General features: G+C 65.8%; 9 protein-coding genes. 8 read left to right on the forward strand and 1 reads right to left on the reverse strand.

Features of this window, described 5'->3' with window-relative positions; all coding sequences use genetic code 11:
• The first annotated feature begins 415 nt into the window (after window positions 1–415).
• Together BG023_RS04435 and BG023_RS04440 are read left to right on the forward strand one after the other, a co-directional pair.
• Window positions 416–964 carry a pseudouridine synthase gene (locus tag BG023_RS04435; protein ID WP_069309387.1) on the forward strand — a complete coding sequence of 183 codons (549 nt, stop codon included), beginning with the start codon at window positions 416–418 and terminating at the stop codon, window positions 962–964.
• Window positions 961–1,791, forward strand: a complete 831-nt coding sequence (locus BG023_RS04440) for a 23S rRNA (adenine(2030)-N(6))-methyltransferase RlmJ (RefSeq protein WP_069309388.1) — start codon at window positions 961–963, stop codon at window positions 1,789–1,791. Before BG023_RS04435 ends, BG023_RS04440 begins: the two co-directional genes overlap by 4 nt.
• Window positions 1,792–1,803: 12 nt before the next feature.
• On the opposite strand, the gene malQ is transcribed toward BG023_RS04440, so the two are convergent.
• Window positions 1,804–3,771, reverse strand: a complete 1,968-nt coding sequence (gene malQ / locus BG023_RS04445; RefSeq protein ID WP_069309389.1) for a 4-alpha-glucanotransferase — start codon at window positions 3,769–3,771, stop codon at window positions 1,804–1,806.
• Window positions 3,772–4,001: 230 nt separating this feature from the next.
• On the opposite strand from malQ, the gene BG023_RS04450 reads away from it, so the two are divergent.
• The 6 genes from BG023_RS04450 to glgX are packed head-to-tail and all read left to right on the forward strand — an operon-like array spanning window position 4,002 to window position 14,742.
• Entirely contained in the window at window positions 4,002–6,416 is a 2,415-nt protein-coding gene (locus BG023_RS04450; RefSeq protein ID WP_069309390.1) for a glycogen/starch/alpha-glucan phosphorylase, read from the forward strand.
• A complete protein-coding gene (glgB, locus tag BG023_RS04455; RefSeq protein ID WP_069309391.1) occupies window positions 6,413–8,575 on the forward strand; it encodes a 1,4-alpha-glucan branching protein GlgB in 2,163 nt (720 codons plus the stop codon). The genes BG023_RS04450 and glgB overlap by 4 nt, the downstream gene beginning before the upstream one ends.
• Before the next feature lie 34 nt (window positions 8,576–8,609).
• The gene (glgC, locus tag BG023_RS04460) at window positions 8,610–9,869 is read left to right on the forward strand and encodes a glucose-1-phosphate adenylyltransferase (protein ID WP_069309392.1); all 1,260 of its coding nucleotides are present in this window, start codon (window positions 8,610–8,612) and stop codon (window positions 9,867–9,869) included.
• A 3-nt stretch (window positions 9,870–9,872) separates the two neighbouring features.
• Window positions 9,873–11,333, forward strand: a complete 1,461-nt coding sequence (glgA, locus tag BG023_RS04465; RefSeq protein WP_069309393.1) for a glycogen synthase GlgA — start codon at window positions 9,873–9,875, stop codon at window positions 11,331–11,333.
• Window positions 11,330–12,964, forward strand: a complete 1,635-nt coding sequence (locus tag BG023_RS04470; protein WP_069309394.1) for an alpha-D-glucose phosphate-specific phosphoglucomutase — start codon at window positions 11,330–11,332, stop codon at window positions 12,962–12,964. The genes glgA and BG023_RS04470 overlap by 4 nt, the downstream gene beginning before the upstream one ends.
• Window positions 12,961–14,742 carry a glycogen debranching protein GlgX gene (gene glgX / locus BG023_RS04475; RefSeq protein ID WP_083234528.1) on the forward strand — a complete coding sequence of 594 codons (1,782 nt, stop codon included), beginning with the start codon at window positions 12,961–12,963 and terminating at the stop codon, window positions 14,740–14,742. Before BG023_RS04470 ends, glgX begins: the two co-directional genes overlap by 4 nt.
• Window positions 14,743–14,744 lie beyond the last annotated feature (2 nt).

Raw genomic sequence — 14,744 nt, forward strand, 5'->3', positions numbered from 1 at the left:
AAGCATATCTGCGAGAATAGATGCTGCGATCCGTCGCGTAGGGTGTGTATCTTCCACACTGCCAGCCCCGGACCGGAAAATGGCCCTGTCATCCACCTGGCGCTTCTGCCGTTGTCGATAAGCAGGACCTCGCCGTGCGGGCGGACTTCGATCCCGAACAGCCGGCTAGCGCGTTGCTCTGGGGGTATGTTTGGGGGTACTGGGCGCGCAGCAATCAATAAACTCGCTCAATATCAGCTAAATGCATTGGTTTTGCGATTCCCTTCACCCGCTCCACGCCCTTGGGGGCGTTACGCGGGTTCGGTTCCGTTGCCCTCGCTGCGCTCTGTCAGCTTCGCGCTGCGCGCTTCGCTTCCACCCGCTCCAGCCCACTGGGAATGCAGACATCGCTTCAAGTGCGCGATATGAGCCCCGGATGGCCCGACTTATTCTGTTCAACAAACCCTTCGGCGTCCTGTCGCAATTCACCGACCGCGGTTCGCCCACGGAGCGTGCGACCTTGTCGGATTTCATCACGGTCAAAGGCGTCTATCCCGCCGGGCGGCTGGATCGGGATAGTGAGGGCCTGCTGCTGCTCACCGATGACGGGCGGTTGCAGGCGCGCATTGCCGATCCGCGCTTCAAGCTGCCCAAGACCTACCTGGTGCAGGTGGAAGGCGATCCGCAGGAACCGGAGCTCGAGCGCTTGCGGCTAGGCGTCCGGCTCAAGGATGGTCTGACCCTGCCGGCCGAGGCCCTTCGCATCGACGCGCCGGATCTCTGGCCGCGCGATCCGCCGATCCGGGTGCGCCAGTCCATCCCCGACAGCTGGCTCAAGATCACCCTGCGCGAAGGGCGCAACCGGCAAGTGCGCCGCATGACGGCGGCGGTGGGCCTGCCCACTTTGCGGCTGGTGCGCTGGTCGATCGGCGACTGGACGCTCGCCGGAATCGCGCCGGGCCAGTTCGCGGACATCACGGCATGAACTATCGCCATTCCTTCCATGCCGGCAATAATGCCGATGTCGTGAAGCATAGCCTGCTGATTGCCCTTGTGCGGGCCTTGCAGCTCAAACCCTCGGCGCTGACCCTGATCGACACCCATGCCGGCTGCGGGATTTACGACCTTGAGGGCGATCAGGCCCAACGCACCGGCGAGGCTGCGCAGGGTGTGCTACGGGTCTTCGCCGATCCGAACCCCCTGCTGGACGATTACCGTTCGGCCGTGCAGGCGGTGAACGAAGGGGCCGAACCGCGCCTCTACCCCGGAAGCCCGCGCATTCTGGCGCAGCATCTGCGGGAGCAGGACGCCCTGATCCTCAACGAAAAGCACCCCGAAGACGCCTATGCCCTGCGCGGCGCGATGCGCGGCACCCCCGCTGCCGTGCATGAGCGTGACGCCTACGAGCTATGGTTGGCGCTGCTGCCGACCCGCACCCCGCGCGGCGTCGTGGTGGTTGATCCGCCTTTCGAGCAGACCGACGAACGCGCCCGCATCACCGCTACACTCGCCGCCGCGCACCGCAAATGGGCACACGGGGTAACGGTGATCTGGTATCCGCTGAAAGACCGCGCGACGCATGATCGGTGGAAGCAGCAGCTCCGCAAGCTCGGCATCCCGAAGTTCCTGAACGTCGAGCACTGGCTCTACGATGCCGAACAGTCCGACATCCGGAACGGTGCGGGCCTGTTCATCATCAACCCGCCCTATGCCTTCACGCAAGACCTGCCGCCTCTGCTGGAAGCCTTGCGTGCAGTGCTGGCACCGGAAGGGCACCGGGGCCAGATCTCGGCCCAATGGTTGCGCGATTGAGCGCAGCCTGCATCACGCGTCTTGCGCGCGGATGTGCGTTAGAGTGGCGCAGCGTTGCTCCACGCGTGCGTCCGCCAGCAAGCGGCTGATCGGGGCATCCAGTCGCCGCCGCCAGTTGGGATGGGTATCGACTGTGCCCGGCAAATTGGGCTGTTCGTCCAGCCCGATCAGGTCTTCGAGTGACACCAGCGCAAGGCACGAAGGGGTGCGGGCGAGATGCGCGATTGCGGCATCGACCACCGGGTCGGTGTCGTCCGGCGCGGGGCGTTCGGCATGATGGTCCAGCGTTGACCACAAGAGGCCGCGATCCCATTCGCGGATCGCATCGGCCTCGGCGCGGGTCATGCCGGGGGGCAGCCGGCCGAGGCGCTCTGCCCAATCGAGATCGCGCCCGCGCCACCATCCCGCCACTGTCACCGTGTCGTGCGTACCGCTCATCGCGGCGCTGAGCGGGGTGTAATCCTGCGCCCCCACAAAGCCGTGATCGGCAGCGCGTTCGAACCACAGCACCTGCATGCCCAGCATCCGCCGCTCGGTAACGGCGGCCGTGAACCCGTGCGGGGCAGTGCCGAGATCCTCGGCAATCACCAGCCCGCCGGCGCGGTGCGCTTCCAGTGTCGCCAGCCGGACCAGATCGTCGAAGGGATAGGAAAGATAGGCGCCGTCCTGCGTGGCCGCGCCTGCGGGGATGACCCAGAGCCGCGCGAGCCCGAAGGCATGGTCGATCCTGAGGCCCCCGCCCGCCGCCAGCCCCGCGCGGATCATCGCGATCCAGGGGGCATAGCCGCTTTCGCGCAGGCCATCGGGCGAAAAGCCGGTGATCGACCAGTTCTGCCCCAGTGGCCCGAGCGGATCGGGCGGTGCGCCGATGGTAAGCCCATCCAGCATCGTGTGCCGCAGCGACCAGGCATCGCTGCCCGATGGATCGACCCCCACGGCAAGATCGCCGATCAGGCCGATGGCCATGCCCGCATCGCGCGCCGCCGCGCCCGCAGCCTCCAGCCCTTGCCGCGTAAGGTCCTGCACGAAGATGTGGAAGGCCACTTCGTCCGGATGATCGGCGGCGAAGCGCGCGGCCGCCTCGCCCGCCGGATCATGAAAGGCCGCGGGCCAATCGCGCCAGCCATGCGCGCCCATCGGACGGAAGTGGCAATCGAGCGCGTCGAACAGCGCGTGGCGGCGCAGCATCGGATCATCGCTCGCGGTCATCGCGGCGCGCCGGTCGGGGTCTAGCGCGGCGAACACCGCGCGCAGCTGTGCAAGGCGCTGCGGGAGCGCCGTGGCCCAGTCGATCAGCGGTTCGCCAGCCTCGGGCGGGAACCCGGGCAGGCCCACCAGCACCGGATCGGCAAGCGCACCGTTGAGGAACAGGCGGCTTGAGGGAGAATAGGGGCTGTAGCCTGTCCCATGCCCCGGAAACAGCGCGTGGACTGGATTGATTGCCAGCGCATCGGCCCCGGCGGACCCCAGTGCCTGCGCGGTTTTGGCAAGCTCCACGAAGGTGCCGAAGGCGGTGGTCTGATCGGCGCGCAAGGCCGGTATCTGCACCGACACGCCCCAGGGCCGCCGCCGCCCCTGCGCCGGAAGCGGACAATGCGCCGGTGCAACCGCGAGCTTGGCCGTGCGGCCATCAAGGGCAAGGTCGTAATAGCCCGGAGCATCGGGCGCGATCAGGTGCGGACCATCTGACACAAGCGGGCGCGTGATCCCGTCCTCGCCGGTTGCCTCGGCGCGGCGGGGGACGAAGGGCAGGCTGAGTGTCGCTCCGCAATCCGCCACCAGCATCGCGGGAAGTGCGGCACGGCGTTCTTGCAACGCGGCGAGGCTACGCGCAATCTGGCGTTCGCTCTGCGCGTCGTGGCCAAGCGCTTGCAGCACTGCCGCCAGCGCCGCATCGCTGACCGTCTGGCAGCGGCCTTCGACATCGGTCCATTCGCGCTGCAATCCGGCCGCCCGTGCCAGCGCGTGCAACTGCTCCATCGCCGCCTCCTTGCGCCACGCATCGGGGGCTTCGGGCGATCTGACAAGCGGCCTCTTGCCGATATCGCCCCAAAAGCAGGCATGAATACGATTGTCGGGCCACTTCTGCGATTGCTGCGCGGCGGCGCAACTGATTAGTGTGCATTCTACAGCCGGGGGGTGAAGCGTGCGGGCGGTCCTGCATTCTGGCCATTGCTTCTCGGGGGTTTCAGCAAGGAGTGTGGCCTCTCGTGAGCAATAGCCCGACCGGCAAGTCGCAGGATCTCGAAGCGCGCATCCTCGGGGCCTTGCGCCACCGCGTCGGCAAAACCGAACGCGCCGCCAAGCCGCACGACTGGTACAATGCCACGGTGCTCGCGCTGCGCGATGACATTATCGACCGCTGGTTCGCCTCCACCTCCAGCGCACACGAGGCCGGGGCCAAGCGGGTCTATTACCTCAGCCTCGAATTCCTGATCGGCCGCCTGCTGCGCGATGCCCTGTCGAACCTCGGCTGCACACGTGAAATGGAACAGGCTCTGAGCGAACACGGGTTCGATCTGGCTCGGCTGGAAGAGCTCGAACCCGATGCCGCGCTGGGCAATGGCGGGCTGGGGCGGCTGGCGGCGTGCTTCATGGAAAGCCTCGCGAGCCTCGATATTCCCGCCTTCGGCTATGGCATCCGCTACATCAACGGGATGTTCCGCCAGCGCATCGATGAAGGCTGGCAGGTCGAGCTGCCCGAAACCTGGCTCGCCCACGGCAACCCGTGGGAGTTCGAGCGGCGCGAAAGCTCCTATCTCGTCGGCTTCGGCGGCGAGGTGACGAGCGAGAACGGCATGATCAACTGGAACCCGGGCGAAAAGATCGAAGCGACGGCGGTCGATACCCCGGTGGTTGGCTGGCGCGGCAAGCGGGTCAACACGTTGCGGCTGTGGACGGCCAATGCGCTCGATCCGATCCAGCTTGCCGCGTTCAACGCGGGCGACCATGTGGGCGCGCTGGCCGCGCAGGTGCGCGCCGATACGCTGGTGCGGGTGCTCTATCCGGCCGATTCCACCCCCGCCGGGCAGGAACTGCGGCTGCGGCAGGAGTTCTTCTTCTCGTCGGCCAGCATCCAGGACATCGTGCGCCGGCACATCCAGTATTACGGCGATATCCGCAGTCTGCCCGACAAGGCGGCGATCCAGCTCAACGATACGCACCCATCGGTTGCGGTGGCCGAGCTGATGCGGATCCTGATGGACGAGCACCACCTCATCTTTGACGAGGCATGGGATATCACCCGCGCGACCATCGCCTATACCAATCACACCCTGCTGCCCGAGGCACTGGAAAGCTGGCCGCTACCGCTGTTCGAACGGCTGCTGCCGCGCCACATGCAGATCGTCTATGCGATCAACGCCAAGGTGCTGCGCGAGGCCCGCAAGGCGGGGCTGGATGACGCAGCGATTGCCGCGATCTCGCTGATCGACGAGCATGGCGAGCGGCGCGTGCGGATGGCGAACCTTGCCTTCGTCGGCGCGCATTCGATCAACGGTGTCGCCGCGCTCCACACCGGGCTGATGAAGGAGACGGTGTTCGCCGACCTCCACAAGCTTTACCCGAGCCGGATCAACAACAAGACCAACGGCGTAACCCCGCGCCGCTGGCTGCACCAGTCGAACCCGCGCCTGACGGGGCTGGTGCGCGAAGCGATCGGGGATGGTTTCATCGCCGATGCCGAGAAGTTGGCGGATCTCGCCGCGATGGCGGGCGACGCGGCGCTGGGCGAGCGGGTCGATGAAGTGAAGCGCGCCAACAAGGTCGATCTGTCGAACCACCTGCGCGAGCTCACCGGTATCCGGCTCGATCCCGACGCGCTGTTCGATGTGCAGATCAAGCGCATCCACGAATACAAACGCCAGCTGCTCAATCTTATCGAGACCGTGGCGCTTTACGACCAGATCCGCAGCCATCCCGAAAAGGACTGGGTGCCGCGTGTGAAGATCTTCGGCGGCAAGGCAGCGCCGACCTATCACAACGCCAAACTGATCATCAAACTTGCCAATGACATCGCCCGGCGGATCAATTCCGACCCCAGCGTGGGCGAGGTGCTGAAGGTCCTGTTCGTCCCCAATTACAACGTCAGCCTCGCCGAGCGGATCATTCCGGCCGCGGACCTGTCCGAACAGATTTCGACCGCCGGGATGGAAGCATCCGGCACGGGCAACATGAAGTTCGCTTTCAACGGCGCGCTCACCATCGGCACGCTCGATGGTGCCAATATCGAGATCATGGAGCACGTCGGGCGCGAGAATATCGTGATCTTCGGCCTCACTGCAGAGGAAGTCGCGGCCAAGCGGGCCGATGGCTACAATCCCCGCGAAGTGATCGAAGGCAACCGCGAACTGGCGCAGGCGGTGCATTCGATCGCCAGCGGGGTGTTCAGCCCGGACGAGCCGACCCGTTATCAGGGCCTCATGGACGCGCTGATGCATTCCGACTGGTTCATGGTGGCGGCTGACTTCGATAGCTATGCTGCCGCCCAGCGCGAGGTGGATGCGCGCTGGCAGAGCCGCGCGGCGTGGCGCAGATCCGCGATCATGAACATCGCCAATGTCGGCTGGTTCTCCTCGGACCGCACGATCGGCGAATATGCGCGCGAGATCTGGGGCGTGCTGTGAAACCACCGCTAGAGGCCATTGCTGCGCTGCTGGACGGGACTCACGCCGATCCCTTCGCGCTGCTTGGCCCGCACGAGGGGCCGGAGGGCACCTTCGCCCGTGCGATCCTGCATGGGGCGGAAGAGGCCGAGGCGTTCTCGCTCAAGGGCGGGCGGCTGGGGCGCATGACCCGCGTCGATGGGCCGCTTTTCGAAGGCAAGCTGCGCGGCAAAGCGAAGCCGATCCGCTATCGCTGCCGCGGGTTTGGCAACGAATGGTGGGTGACCGATCCCTATTCCTTCGGTCCCGTGCTCGGCCCGATGGACGATTTCCTGATCGCCGAAGGCACCCATTTCCGCCTGTTCGACAAGCTGGGCGCCCATGTGATTCAGCATCAGGGCGCGTCCGGCGTGCACTTTGCGGTGTGGGCGCCGAACGCGCGCAGCGTCAATCTGGTCGGCGATTTCAACGGTTGGAACGGTGCCGCCCACATGATGCGCCGCCGTGTCGATATCGGCGTGTGGGAAATCTTCATCCCCAACATCGGCGAAGGCACGGCCTACAAGTACCGCATCACCGCAGCCGATGGCACGGTGCAACCGCTGAAGGCCGATCCCTTCGCCTTCGCCAGCGAGCTGCGGCCCAAGACCGCCTCGATCGTCGCCCGCCCCGGCAAGCGCGAATGGGGCGATGCCGCCCACCGCGCGCATTGGGCCAGCGTCGATCCCCGGCGCGAGGCGATCTCGATCTACGAGGTTCACCCCGGATCATGGCAGCGCGACGATAACGGCTGGTTCCTGACCTGGGACGAAATGGCCGCGCGGCTGATCCCCTATGCGACCGAGATGGGCTTTACCCATATCGAGTTCCTGCCCGTCTCCGAACACCCCTATGATCCGAGCTGGGGCTACCAGACCACCGGGCTTTATGCGCCCTCGGCGCGCTTCGGTGATGTGGAGGGCTTCGCCCGCTTCATCGACGGAGCCCACCGCGCCGGGATCGGCGTGCTGATCGACTGGGTGCCTGCCCACTTCCCCGTCGACGAGCACGGCCTTGCCCGCTTCGACGGCACGGCACTCTACGAACACGAAGACCCGCGCCTCGGCTTCCACCCCGACTGGAACACCGCGATCTACAATTTCGGGCGGCGCGAGGTGCGCTCCTTCCTCGTCAACAATGCGCTGTTCTGGGCCGAGCAGTACCATGTCGACGGGCTGCGCGTGGATGCGGTCGCATCGATGCTCTACCGCGATTACTCGCGCAAAGAGGGCGAGTGGATCCCCAATGCCGAGGGCGGGCGCGAGAATTGGGAGGCGGTGGAATTCATGCGCGCCGCCAATCAGGCGCTCTATGGCAGCCACGCGGGGATCATGACCATCGCCGAGGAATCGACCTCGTGGCCCGGTGTCTCGCACCCCGCTTTTGCCGAAGGCCCGCGCACGTCATTGGGCTTCGGGTTCAAGTGGAACATGGGGTTCATGCACGACACGCTGCAATACATGGCGCGTGATCCGATCCACCGGAAATACCACCATAACGAGATCACCTTCGGGCTGGTCTATGCCTTCAGCGAAAACTTCGTCCTGCCGCTCAGCCATGACGAGGTGGTGCACGGCAAGGGCACGATCCTGGGCAAGATGTGCGGCGACGACTGGCAGCAATTCGCCAATCTGCGCGCCTATTATGCGATGATGTGGGGCTATCCCGGCAAGAAGCTCCTGTTCATGGGACAGGAGTTCGCCCAGCGCCGCGAATGGAGCGAGGAGCGCGCGCTCGATTGGGATCTGCTCGATGCGCCCGCCCATCGCGGGGTGCAGGCTTTGGTGCGCGATCTCAACCGGCTTTACCGCGAAACCCCGGCGCTCCACGCCCGCGATTGCGAGGGCGAGGGCTTCGGCTGGCTGATCGCCGACGATGCCGCGAATTCGGTTTTCGCGTGGATCAGGATGGCACCCGGCGAAGCGCCGGTGGCGGTAATCGCCAACATGACGCCCGCGCTGCACGAGGCTTACCGCGTGCCCTTACCGCAGGACGGGACATGGGCCGAAGTGCTCAACAGCGATGCGACGATCTATGGTGGCAGCGGACAAGGCAACATGGGCAGCGTTCAGGTCGAAGGCGGCGCGGCGCACATCGTGCTGCCGCCGCTCGCCACGATAATGCTGCAATTCAAGGGATAGAGTACCAAAACACAATACGTGGGGAGATAGTGGGATGATCGAGAGGACTTCGGGCCGGCCGCTGGCGCGTGACGCCATGGCCTATGTGCTGGCAGGCGGACGTGGTAGCCGGCTGATGGAACTGACCGACCGCCGCGCCAAGCCCGCGGTCTATTTCGGGGGCAAGTCGCGCATCATCGACTTTGCGCTGTCGAACGCGATCAATTCGGGCATCCGCCGCATCGGGGTGGCGACGCAATACAAGGCCCATTCGCTGATCCGCCACATGCAGCGCGCGTGGACCTTCCTGCGCCCCGAACGTAACGAAAGCTTCGACATCCTGCCCGCGAGCCAGCGCGTCTCGGAAAACCAGTGGTACGAAGGCACGGCCGATGCGGTGTTCCAGAACATGGACATCATCGCTAGCCTTGCGCCCAAGTACATGGTGATCCTGGCGGGCGATCACATCTACAAGATGGACTACGAATTGATGCTCCAGCAGCACGTCAATTCGGGCGCGGATGTGACCGTGGGCTGCCTTGTCGTGCCGCGCATGGATGCGACCGGCTTCGGCGTGATGCAGGTCGATGCCAATGACACCATTACCGCCTTCGTCGAAAAGCCCAAGGATCCGCCGGGCATCCCGGGCAACGAAGGCATGGCGCTCGCCTCGATGGGGATTTACGTGTTCAACACGGATTTCCTGTTCGAACAGCTGCGCCGCGATGCCGCTGATCCGGCTTCCAAGCGCGATTTCGGCGGCGATATCATCCCCTACATCGTCAAGCACGGTAAAGCGGTCGCCCACCGCTTTACCAACTCTTGCATCCGCGCGGCCGAGGAGATCGAGGAATACTGGCGCGATGTCGGCACGCTGGACGCCTATTTCGAGGCCAATCTCGACCTCACCGACACAGTGCCCAAGCTCAACCTCTATGACCGCGACTGGCCGATCTGGACCGACGCGGTGGTCGCGGCCCCCGCAAAATTCGTTCATGACGAGGACGGGCGGCGTGGCTTTGCGGTCTCCTCGCTGGTGTCGGGCGATTGCATCGTATCGGGTTCCGAAGTGCATCGCAGCCTGTTGTTCACCGGGGTCAAGATCGGCAGCTATTCGAATGTGCGCGAGGCGGTGATCCTGCCCTATTGCAACATCGGACGCGGTGCGCGGCTCAACCGCGTGATCATCGATTCCGGCGTCCGCATCCCCGAAGGCATGGTGATCGGCGAGGACCCAGAGCTTGATGCGCGCCGGTTCCGGGTGTCGGAGAAAGGCGTGGTGCTGGTCACCCGCGACATGATGGCGCGCCTTTAAGCCATGGCGATGAAAGTCCTCTCGGTCGCATCGGAGGCGGTGCCGCTGGTCAAGACCGGCGGGCTGGCTGACGTGGCGGGCGCGCTGCCGGGCGCGCTTGCTGCACAAGGCGTGGCGGTGACGACCTTCATCCCCGGCTATCCGTCGGTGCTGGCGGCGCTCGGCAAAAAGGCCAAAGCGATCCACAACTGGGACGTGCTGCTCGGAGAGAAAGCGCGGCTGCTGGCGGGCAAGATTGGCGATCATCCGCTGCTGGTGCTCGATGCGCCGGGGCTGTTCGCACGAGAAGGCGGGCCATACGCCGATGCTTCGGGACGCGACTGGGACGATAACTGGCGCCGCTTCGCCGCCTTTGCCCGCGCCGCCGCCGATATTGCAGGCGGTGCGGTGAAGGGGCGGAGTTTCGATCTCGTCCACGTCCATGACTGGCAGGCAGGGCTGGTGCCGGCCTATCTGCGGCTTGCCCCGCTGGAAGGCGGGCGCGCCGTGCCGAGCGTCATCACCATCCACAACATGGCGTTTCAGGGTTATTATCCGGGCGAGGTCTTCCCCAAGCTTGGGCTGCCGGCCTCGGCATGGACGGTCGACGGGGTCGAAAGCTACGGCGGGGTCGGGTTCCTCAAGGCCGGGATGCAGCTGGCCGATGCGATCACCACCGTCAGCCCGACCTATGCGGGCGAAATCCGCAGCCTCGAATTCGGGATGGGGCTGGAAGGGCTGGTGCTCGCCCGCTCGAACCGGGTCCACGGCATCCTGAATGGCATTGACACCGCCGAATGGAATCCAACGCATGACCCGCACCTTGCGGCCCACTACACCGCATCCAAGCTTGCCGCCCGCAGCAAGAACAAGCGCGCGGTCGAACAGGCTTTCGGGCTTGATCGTGACGATGGCCCGCTGTTCATCGTGGTCAGCCGGCTGACGTGGCAAAAGGGCATGGATGTGCTGGTCGAGGTGCTCGATCACCTCGTCGGGATCGGCGGGCGGCTGGCGCTGCTGGGCGCAGGCGATAGCGAGATCGAGCAGCGCTTTCTGGCGGCCGCCGCGCGCCACAAGGGCCGGATTGGGGTCAAGCTCGGCTATGACGAGGCGGCCTCGCACCGTTTGCAGGGCGGGGGCGATGCGATCCTCATCCCCAGCCGGTTCGAGCCTTGCGGCCTGACCCAGCTTTACGGCCTTGCCTACGCTTGCGTGCCGGTGGTCTCGCGCACAGGCGGCCTTGCCGACACCGTGATCGATGCCAATCCGGCGGCGCTCGCCGCAGGGGTCGCGACTGGCATCCAGATCAACGCCGTCAACGCCAGTGCGCTGGCGATGGGGGTGAGCCGGGCGGTCGCGCTCTATCACCGCCCGAAGGAATGGAAGCGGCTTCAGACCAACGGCATGAAAGCCGATTTCTCGTGGAGCGCCAGCGGGGCTGCCTATGCCGCGCTTTACCGCCAATTGCTTGAGGAACAGGGATGATCACGACTGTCGCCACCACGCCCTTTGACGGGCAGAAGCCCGGCACCTCGGGCCTGCGCAAGAAGGTGCGGGTGTTCCAGCAGCCGGGCTATGCCGAGAGTTTCATCCAATCGGTGTTCGACGTCGCCGAGCGTCCGCCCGCATCGACGCTGGTGATCGGCGGCGACGGGCGGTTCCACAATCGCACGGTGATCCGCAAAGCGATCCGCATGGCGGCTGCCAATGGCTATGGCCGCGTGCTGGTGGGGCAGGGCGGCATCCTCTCCACCCCGGCGGCCAGCCACGTGATCCGCAAATATGGCGCAAGCGGCGGACTGATCCTCTCGGCCAGCCACAATCCCGGCGGGCCGGACGAGGACTTCGGCATCAAGTACAACATCGCCAACGGCGGCCCAGCGCCCGAGAGCGTGACCGAGGCGATCTACGCGCGCACCTGTACGATCGACCGCTGGATGATGGTCGAAGGCGGGGACGAGGTCGATCTTGACCGCATCGGCACCGCGCAGGTCGGCGACATGGTGGTCGAGGTGATTGATGCGGTCGCCGACTATGCCGAACTGATGGAAGAGCTGTTCGATTTCCCCGCGATCCGCGCAGCCGTGGCGAGCCGCGCGCTGACCATGGCGTTTGACGCGATGCATGCGGTGACGGGGCCGTATGCGCGCGACATTCTCGAAGGGCGGCTCGGCTTTCCGGCTGGCACGGTTCGCAATGGCATGCCGCTTGAGGATTTCGGCGGGCATCACCCCGATCCCAACCTCGTCCACGCGAAGGAACTTTACGACCTGATGATGTCGGCTGATGCGCCCACGATCGGCGCGGCGTCGGACGGTGACGGGGACCGCAACCTCATCATCGGCAAGGGGGTCTTCATCACGCCTTCGGATTCGCTGGCGATGCTGGCGGCGAACGCGCACCTCGCCCCTGCCTATGCCGGCGGGCTCAAAGGCATTGCCCGCTCGATGCCGACCAGCGCTGCGGCAGACAGGGTGGCCCAAGCGCTGGGCATTCCCGCGTGGGAAACGCCCACGGGGTGGAAGTTCTTCGGAACGCTGCTCGATGCCGGAAAGGCCACGATCTGCGGCGAGGAAAGCGCCGGCACCGGCAGCGATCACGTGCGCGAAAAGGATGGGCTGTGGGCCGTGCTGCTGTGGCTCAATATCCTCGCCGTGACGCGCAAGCCGGTGCTGCAGATCGCCACCGAGCACTGGGCGCGCTTCGGGCGCAACTACTACGCCCGCCACGATTACGAAGCGATCGAAACCGCGCGGGCGAACGCCCTGATGACAGCGCTGGAAGCCTCGCTCGCGGGGCTGCCGGGGCAGAGCTTCGGCACGCTCGTCGTGAGCGCCGCCGACCAGTTCGCCTATATCGATCCGGTGGATGGGTCGGAAAGCCGCAATCAAGGCGTGCGGGTGATGTTCGCCTGCGGTTCGCGGATCGTCTTCAGGCTGTCGGGCACGGGCACGGAAGGCGCGACCTTGCGGGTCTATCTGGAGCGTTACGAAGCCGCCGACGGCGTGCTTGATGCCGAGACGCCCGCGATGCTCGCCGATCTGGTCGCTGCCGCCGAAGCGATTGCCGGAATTGCCGCACACACGGGCCGCACCGCGCCCGATGTGGTGACGTGACCGGAAGACTGGGCGCCCATGTCGCGGACGGGGTGACCCGCTTCGCCGTGCGCGCGCCCTTGGCGGATGGTGTCGCGCTGTGCCTGTTCGATGGCGAGGTTGAAACCCGCCATGCCATGGCCCGTGCCGGCGAGGTCTGGGAAGCGGAACTGCCCGGCGATTTGGCCGGCGCGCGCTATGCCTACCGCGCCCATGGAACCTACGACCCTGGAAAGCGCTTGTGGTTCGATCCCGCCAAGCTCTTGGTCGATCCTTACGCGCTGGAACTCGATCGCCGTTTCATCCAGCATCCGCGCCTTGCCGCCTATGGCGAGGACACCGCCGACATCGTTCCGCGCGCGATCGTGCCGGGGCCGTTGCCGCAGGTGCCGCAACAGCCACCCCGATTTCAGCGCGGCGGGCTGATCTATGAACTGAATGTCGCGGGCTTCACCGCGCTCCACCCCGATGTGCCCGAAGCGCAGCGCGGGACCATCGCCGCACTCGCCCATCCGGCGGTGATCGCGCATTTCAGGAAGCTCCATGTGAGCGCCATCGAGCTGATGCCGATCATCGCCTGGATCGACGAGCGGCACCTGCCCCCGCTCGGCCTTGCCAATTACTGGGGCTACAATCCGGTGGCGATGATGGCGCTTGATCCGGGCCTGTGTCCGGGCGGGGTCGCAGAACTGCGCGAAACCGTCGCCGCGCTCCACGCGGCCGGGATCGGGGTGATCCTCGATCTGGTGTTCAACCACAGCGGCGAAAGCGACGTGCACGGCGGGACGCTTAGCTTGCGCGGGCTGGATGCCGCAGCCTATGCCCACGCACCGGACGGCTCGCTGATCAACGATACCGGCTGCGGCAACACGCTCGACTTTGCCAGCCCCAATGTGCGGCGACTGATGATCGATGCTCTGACGCATTTCGTGCGCCATTGCGGGATCGACGGCTTCCGCTTCGACCTCGCCCCCGTCATCGCACGCGGCCCGGGCTTCGATCCGCAGGCCCCGATCTTCGCCGAGCTTGCCGCCGAGCCGCTGCTGGCCGACCGGATCATGATCGCCGAACCGTGGGATATCGGCCCCGGCGGCTACCAGCTCGGCCATTTCCCGCCGAACTGGCTCGAATGGAACGACCGCTTCCGCGACGATGTCCGCCGCTTCTGGCGGGGCGATGCGGGGATCAATGTGCTGGCGACGAGGATGGCCGGTTCATCCGATCTGTTCGGTTACGACTGCCGCAGCGTCAATTTCCTCGCCGCCCACGATGGTTTCACGCTGGCTGACACGCTCGCTTACGAACAGCGCCACAACGAGGCCAATGGCGAAGACAACCGCGACGGGCACAGCGACAATCATTCGTGGAATTGCGGGGCTGAAGGGCCGTCAGGCGATCCGGAAGTGCTGGCGCGCCGCGCCGCCGATGCCCGCGCGCTGCTCGGCACGCTGTTCGCTTCGACCGGAACGATCATGCTGACCGCCGGCGACGAATTCGGGCGCACGCAGCACGGCAACAACAATGCCTATTGTCAGGATTTTCCGATCGATTGGGCTGCGCGTGATGCGGCGCTGGAGGATCACGTCGCGAGCCTGTCGGCCGAGCGTGCCCGGCGGCTCGACAGGTTCACGCGCTTCCCCGAGGGCGGGCGCTGGCTGTCGCTCGGCGGCGAGCCGCTCGATGCGGGGGCTTGGGAGAACTCTGCGTCCTCTGGCTTCATCCATGAACCGCCGCCGGGCGGGGACTGGCCCGTCCTGCGCGTCGACCGGAATGCGCCCAGCGTTTCGACCGGCGGTTGAGC

Origin of the sequence: Porphyrobacter sp. LM 6 (assembly GCF_001720465.1) — a bacterium.
Taxonomy (GTDB): domain Bacteria; phylum Pseudomonadota; class Alphaproteobacteria; order Sphingomonadales; family Sphingomonadaceae; genus Erythrobacter.

Bases quoted from the DNA above. Each gene is read 5' to 3' on its own strand.
- BG023_RS04435 (WP_069309387.1), top strand. From the start codon at position 416: ATGGCCCGACTTATTCTGTTCAACAAACCCTTCGGCGTCCTGTCGCAA.
- BG023_RS04440 (WP_069309388.1), top strand. From the start codon at position 961: ATGAACTATCGCCATTCCTTCCATGCCGGCAATAATGCCGATGTCGTG.
- malQ (WP_069309389.1), bottom strand. From the start codon at position 3,771: ATGGAGCAGTTGCACGCGCTGGCACGGGCGGCCGGATTGCAGCGCGAA.
- glgC (WP_069309392.1), top strand. From the start codon at position 8,610: ATGATCGAGAGGACTTCGGGCCGGCCGCTGGCGCGTGACGCCATGGCC.
- glgA (WP_069309393.1), top strand. From the start codon at position 9,873: ATGGCGATGAAAGTCCTCTCGGTCGCATCGGAGGCGGTGCCGCTGGTC.
- BG023_RS04470 (WP_069309394.1), top strand. From the start codon at position 11,330: ATGATCACGACTGTCGCCACCACGCCCTTTGACGGGCAGAAGCCCGGC.